At 71.2% G+C, this 6025-nt stretch carries 5 protein-coding genes; 1 reads left to right on the top strand and 4 read right to left on the bottom strand.

The annotated features are described in order from the left end of the window. Positions 1–64 precede the first annotated feature (64 nt). The 4 genes from HYE82_RS33320 to HYE82_RS33305 all read right to left on the bottom strand — a co-directional run bounded on the left by HYE82_RS33320 (position 65) and on the right by HYE82_RS33305 (position 4794). Positions 65–1252 (bottom strand): acyltransferase, encoded by a 1188-nt coding sequence (locus HYE82_RS33320; RefSeq protein ID WP_309144534.1) that lies wholly within the window; start codon positions 1250–1252, stop codon positions 65–67. Positions 1253–1389: 137 nt separating this feature from the next. Further along, positions 1390–2763: an aldehyde dehydrogenase family protein gene (locus tag HYE82_RS33315; protein WP_179177951.1), complete on the bottom strand. Its 1374-nt coding sequence runs from the start codon at positions 2761–2763 to the stop codon at positions 1390–1392. Then, a complete protein-coding gene (locus HYE82_RS33310) occupies positions 2763–3866 on the bottom strand; it encodes a phenazine antibiotic biosynthesis protein (RefSeq protein ID WP_179177950.1) in 1104 nt (367 codons plus the stop codon). The genes HYE82_RS33315 and HYE82_RS33310 overlap by 1 nt, the downstream gene beginning before the upstream one ends. A 124-nt stretch (positions 3867–3990) precedes the next feature. Continuing rightward, positions 3991–4794, bottom strand: a complete 804-nt coding sequence (locus HYE82_RS33305) for an arylamine N-acetyltransferase (protein WP_179177949.1) — start codon at positions 4792–4794, stop codon at positions 3991–3993. Positions 4795–5027: 233 nt separating this feature from the next. Between HYE82_RS33305 and HYE82_RS33300 the strand changes: the two genes are divergently transcribed. After that, positions 5028–6025: carboxylesterase family protein (locus HYE82_RS33300; protein ID WP_256988018.1), on the top strand; the 998-nt coding region annotated here is incomplete at its 3' end.

The following is a 6025-nucleotide window of genomic DNA, read 5'->3' as shown; positions in this document are numbered from 1 at the left end:
GTGCGGTGCCGGTGGGGCGGGGCGGCCGGGCCGTGGTCGGTCGGGCGGTCGGGCGGTCGGGCGGTCAGACGGTCAGGCGGTCCCGGGACGGGTCGGACGTGCCGTCCGGTGCCCCGGTGGCGGCCCCGGCCGCCGCGGCGGCGGCCTTGGCGGCCTTGGCCTTGCGGGAGCTGGAGAAGCGGCGGGTGACGGGCGCCTCGACCCAGGCGTACAGCGCCCAGGACAGCAGGACGCTGACGACCGCCTGGGCGGCGATCAGGGCGATGCCGACCGGGGTCGAGAAGAGCTCCTCGCCCAGCAGCTTCCGGGAGTAGGCCAGGACGATGTAGTGGACCAGGTAGAAGGCGAAGGAGATCTCGCCGAGCCAGACCATGAAGCGGTTGTTGAACGGCGTCGGCTTGCTCTCGGCGTCGCGCATGGCGAAGGCCGCGATCATCAGGACGATCGGGATGAGGGTGACGGCGCGCTGCGCGTACAGGTGCTCCACGTTCAGGGCGATCCCGTAGCTGACGGCGAGCAGTACGGCCGACGCGGTCATGCCGATGTTGCGCCAGCGGCCGGTCATCACCGCGCGGGCGACGAGGATGCCGAGCGCGAAGTCGAGCAGGCGGACGGGCGGCAGGACGTACGCGAACCAGTACTGCACGGTGGAGGTGCCGTCGGCGCCGGGCATCTGCATGCCGCCGCCGGGGATCACCGCGTAGGTCAGCGTCGGGGTGAGGAAGACGGCGGCCATGACGCCCGCGATCCAGTACTTCAGCTTCGCCGGGTCGATCTTCCTGATGAACAGGATGAGCAGCGGGAAGGCGAGGTAGAAGATCGCCTCGGCGCCGAGGGACCAGCTGGGCGGGTCCACGCTGAAGTTGGTCGCGAAGTCGGGCACCCACACCTGGAGCATGAACAGGTTGACCACGGCCTGCCAGGGCTCGGTCATGACCGCCGCGAACGTGACGAGGGCGAGCGCCCAGGTGATCACGTAGTTCGGGTAGATCTTCACGAAGCGGCGGCGCCAGAACGCGCGGAAGGTGTCCTTCTCGCGGGCCGACCAGGTCAGGACGAAGCCGCTGAGCACGAAGAAGAACGTGACGCCGAGGGCGCCGGCCTGGGAGACGTACCTGGCGAAGGTGTCGTTCGCGGTGTCGCTCTCGAAGAGCCGGATCCACGGCACGCCGAGGGAGGCGTGGTAGAGGAAGACGAGGAGGGCCGCGGGGAAGCGGAGACCGGTCAGGGAGTCGAGTCTGGGCAGTCTCACAGGTCTGGAACCCTCCGTTCCATTCATGGTCATGACAACTAGCTCCTTCTCGGGACATGGGCGGTGCAGGCGGAGTGTGCGGGTCCGGGTCGGCCGCGCGGCCGACCCGGACCTGCAGGTGCTTTGCGCGGGCTGCCTCAGTCGCGGATGACGGTCTTGGTCCGCATCAGGAACTCGCCGAGGTAGCTGTCGTGCGGGACGCCCGGGCGGATCCAGTACGTCGGGTGGTCGCCCAGGTAGAGATTGCTGATGGTGGGCTCCTGCAGCAGCTCGTCGATGAGCTCCTCGTCCTCGGTGAACGCGGTCAGCACCAGCGAGTTGCGCAGGGGGCCGATCCCGTCCGCGGGCGTCCACGGGGCCACCCACACGCAGGGGAACGGCAGCTCGATGCCGGCCTGGTCGGCGTCCGGCCGGTCGAGCTGGTGCACCGCGGGGCGCAGCACGGCGCTGCCGTCGCCGAGCTCCTCCACGATGCCGTCGCCGCCGAGGTGCGCGGTGGTCCCCGCGGCCCGGGCGAGCACGAACTGCTCCAGCTTGCGGGCGCCCTCCACCGGCTGGACCGCCAGGACCGCCTTCTCGTCCTCCGGCGGCAGGCTCGGGATCTCCGCCAGCCGCTCGGCGATGGCCCGCGCGAGCGGCGCCGGGTCCCCGTCGATCAGCACGGTGGTGGCGTTGATGCAGGCCACACCGCCCTGGTGGCTGATGGAGTCCACGATGACGTCGAGGTGGTCGCGCCAGTCGACGCCGGCCGGGACCAGCATCTTCGAGCGGCCCGGGCCCTGCGGCAGCACCCGGGTGCCCGCGTACTTGCGGACGACCTCGTCACCGCCGTACACGAGCCCGTAGTCGGCGCTGCGCAGGATCTCGTCCGCCGCCTCGTAGTCCGTGGGCAGCAGCACGACCTGGTCGTTGCCGAAGCCGGCGGCCCGCAGGGCGGAGATCAGGCGGTGCGGGGTGAACGGCTCGCGCCGCGAGGGGCGTACGGCCACCCGGTAGCCCATGGCGAGGGCCTCGACCCACAGCGAGTGCGGGCCGGGGTGGTTGCCGGCGGCGTGCACCGCGAAGACGTCGCCCTTGCGGGTCCACACGGCGCTGCCGCTGCGGGTCTCGTCGGCCCGCCAGTCGTCCACGGCGCCGGTCGGCCGGGCCTGGTAGGCGGCGACCGGCGCCACCTCCGTGGCCTCGATGATGGCGGCGGTCGCCGCCTGCACGACGCCGATCGGCACGCCGGAGACACGGGCGACGGTGCGCTCGTACTCGGCGAACGTGAGGCCGTCGATGGTCTCCTCGGCGAAGATGCGCCCCGCCCGGGCCAGCGCGGCGGTCCGCTCGGCGGCCGGCATCGTGCGGGCCTTGCGCAGGGCGTCCATGGCGCGGGTCACGAACAGCTTGGGGACCAGGCTGAGTTCGGCGACCGGCGCGCCCGTCACGTCGGTGACGGTCATGCGCTTGCGGGCGCGGAAGGGTCCGGCGGGCCCGAGCGCGTCGAGCGTGATCAGGCCGGCGTTCATTAATAGACCCCTTCGATGACGGTCTCGTTGTCGAACTCCTGGACCGGGGCGATGTCCGCCACGGAGTCGCCGATCTGCCGGACGCCCTCGGGGGCCGGCACGCGGGTCGCGTGGTCGCGCTCCAGGTTGTTCGGCATGAACAGGCTCTTGCTGATGTGGTGCATGACGACCTGGCCGCGCTCGCCGTACGCGACGGTCCCGCGGGTCTCGGGATCGACGACGTCGAAGACCATGTGCGGGGCGAACGGGTCGTAGATGCACGGGTCGTCGTCGGTCAGGCCCGGGCGCTCGCTCGCGTTGCCGAGGATCATCGTCGAGCCGTAGCCGCTGTACAGGTGGGCCTTCGGGAAGACCTCGGTGCGGTACAGGTAGCGGGTGTCGGCGTCCATCTGGGTGCCGACCCAGTTGATCGCCTTGACCTTCTCGTCGATGAGCTTGGCCAGGTCGGGGCGGCGCGCGAGGCGTTCCAGCACCGGCGGGGTGCACATCAGGACGCCGATGTCCTGGGTCTGCAGCAGGAACGCCACCTGGTCGACGATGTGCTCGGCGTAGGCACCGGCCTCGGCGGTCTTGCCGTCGGCGATGAGCTTCTTCACCCACCGCGGGTCGAGGTCGACGGTGAAGGCGAGACCGCCGCGGAAGGCGGTCTGCCGCTTGATCACGTCACCGACCATGTGCGGGCCGGTCGGGGCGACGACGAGCCAGTTCACGTCCTGCGGGACACCGTGGCGGTCCAGCTGGCCGCTGCTCCAGGCGAGCAGCCGGTCCAGCCACTCCTTGAGCAGGACGATGCGCTTGGGGGCGCCGGTGGTGCCGCCGCTCTCGTAGACGCCGACGACGTCGGGCCGCGCGCCGTAGCCGCGGGGTATGAGGTCCTCGGCCCGCACGTCGCGCAGTTCGTTCGCGAGGTTCGGGAACCTCTTCAGGTCGTCGAACCCGCCGATGTCGGTCAGCGGGTCGAACCCGAGAGTTCCCGCGCGTTCCAGCCAGAACGGCGAACCCGTTTCCGGGGAGAAATGCCACCGCAGGGCGGCGCGCAGGAATTCGTCGGGGTCCGGCTGGGTGTCGAGCGGAAATTCCAGCAGGGGGTCAACGGTGGACACAATGCTCCTTCCGGGTACGGAGTAACGCCGCACTCTTCGCATCGTGCGCCGGTCGGCCGGAGCCGGTCCACGCAATTCGGCCGAGTCCGTCAACTGCCCGTGCCGGCCCGGCCGGATCCCCGTGTCAGGCCAGCCGGATTCCCGCGGCCTGGTTCGCTCCGCCGCCTTCGGGAAGCTCGTCGATTTCCATCCGGAAGTGCGTGCGGTACGCCTCCAGGAGGGCTTCGCCGGTATCGAGTTCCGCCACCGTGCGCCCGCCGCCCTCGATCCTGACCAGGCGCTTGTCCTTCAGCGTGACCCGGCCGCCGTCGGCCAGCGGCAGGGAGCAGAAGAGCTCCTGCAGGAACGGCGAGTCCGGGCTGGTGCGCCACCACCACAGGGTCGGCCCGAAGTCGGCGAGCCGGCAGGGCCGGTCGTCGACCCGGTAGAGCGGCCTGCCGTCCTGGGACACGTCGAAGCCGCCGTCCTCCGCCGGCGCGACGAGGTATTCCCCGTGCGGGTCTTTCTGCAGATCGGAGCTGTGCAGGCGGAGGGGGTGGCGGCTGTTGCGGCCGAAGCCGGCGTCCACCAGCCAGGGCTCGCCGTCCAGGGTCACGCGCAGCGCCAGGTGGCACATGGCCGGTCCCAGCCCGTCCGGCCGGTACACCCGGCCCGGGAGGATCTCGACGGTGTACCCGAGGGCGGCCAGGAGCGCGCCGAAGGCGGAGTTGACCTCGTAGCAGCCGCCGCCGCGGCGCTGCCGGACGATCTTGTCGACGGCCTGCTCCCCGAGGTGGATCTCCCGCCCGAGGTGGTAGTCGATGTTTTCGAACGGTACAGAAAGGACGTGCCGTTCCTGGAGGTGGGCGAGGCCCTCCAGGTCTGCTTTCCCCGGCCTCTTCGCGCCTATCCGATCGAGATATTCGGCCACTTCTGCGTCGTCCCGCATCGCATTCTCCTTGACCATTCGAACCGGGCAGCGTACGCCGAATGAAAATACACGGCCACCGGGAGCCGTCCCGTCGAGATGACGGACAACACGGCACCTGACAGAGTGCCCTCCGGCTTGTTGCCGCCCTCTCGCGCGTTTACCAGCATCGGATGGTCCAGAGTCATCCGACGCGGCATTTGATGAGTCGGTGTGACTGCCCGCCCGCCGATGACGATGGAGACCTCACGGCCATGGCACCTTCCGCCGCCCACAGCCCTTCACCGGAGACCGGGGACGTGCTGGCCCGCACCACCGCGGGCCTGGTCGCCGGCGAGCGCACCGGACGGCTTTCCGTCTTCCGGGGCATCCCGTACGCCCAGCCGCCGGTCGGGGAGCTGCGCTTCGCCTCGCCGCGCCCGCCCGTCCCCTGGAGCGGGGTCCGCGACGCCACCGCCTTCGCACCCGAATCCCTCCAGCCGATCATCCCCGGCAGCTCCGAGGACTCGCTGTACGCCAACGTCTGGACGCCGGGCACCGGCTCCGAGGACGCCCGGCCGGTGCTGGTCTACATCCACGGCGGCGGCTGGATGGTCGGCGGCGGCAGCCTGCCCGTGTACGACGGTGCGCGCCTCGCCGACCGCGGCGACCTGGTCGTCGTCACCTTCAACTACCGCCTCGCCGCCCTCGGGTTCGGACTCCACGAGGACTTCACCGATCCCGAGACGGGCGACTTCGCCAACTGGGGCCTGCAGGACCAGGCGGCGCTGCTGCGCTGGGTGCACGCCAACGCGTCCGCGTTCGGCGGCGACCCCGGCAACATCACCGTCGCCGGCACCTCGGCCGGCGGGGCGAGCACCTGGCAGCTGGCCCTCCTGCCCGAACTGCGCGGCATCATCCGCCGGATCGTGCCGATCAGCGCCTGTCACGTGTGGGACCCGTCCACCTCGCTGACCCCGGCCGACGCCCGCACCGCGTACGAGGCCCTGGCGCGCCGGTTCGGCACGACCGTGCCGGGGCTGCGCGAGGTCCCCGCCGCCGACCTCATGTACGCCTGGGAGGAGCTGTTCGGCGGGCTGCCCGGCGACCGCGGGATCGGCAGCGGCCGCGAGTTCCGCGGCCCCGTCGTCGACGGCCGCTGGATGAGCGCCTTCGACTGGGAGCTGCCCACCCCCGAGGTACCGGTGATGGCTATCCACACCCGCACCGAGGGCTCCTTCTACACCGGCCCCTGCCCGCCGCAGCCCACCCC

The sequence above is a fragment of the Streptomyces sp. BR123 genome (assembly GCF_013401435.1).
Lineage (GTDB): Bacteria > Actinomycetota > Actinomycetes > Streptomycetales > Streptomycetaceae > Streptomyces.
This window is presented reverse-complemented; position numbering and strand designations above follow the sequence as displayed.

Excerpts from the sequence above, each read along its gene's own strand:
- HYE82_RS33315 (WP_179177951.1), bottom strand. The coding sequence starts at position 2,763 with ATGAACGCCGGCCTGATCACGCTCGACGCGCTCGGGCCCGCCGGACCC.
- HYE82_RS33305 (WP_179177949.1), bottom strand. The coding sequence starts at position 4,794 with ATGCGGGACGACGCAGAAGTGGCCGAATATCTCGATCGGATAGGCGCG.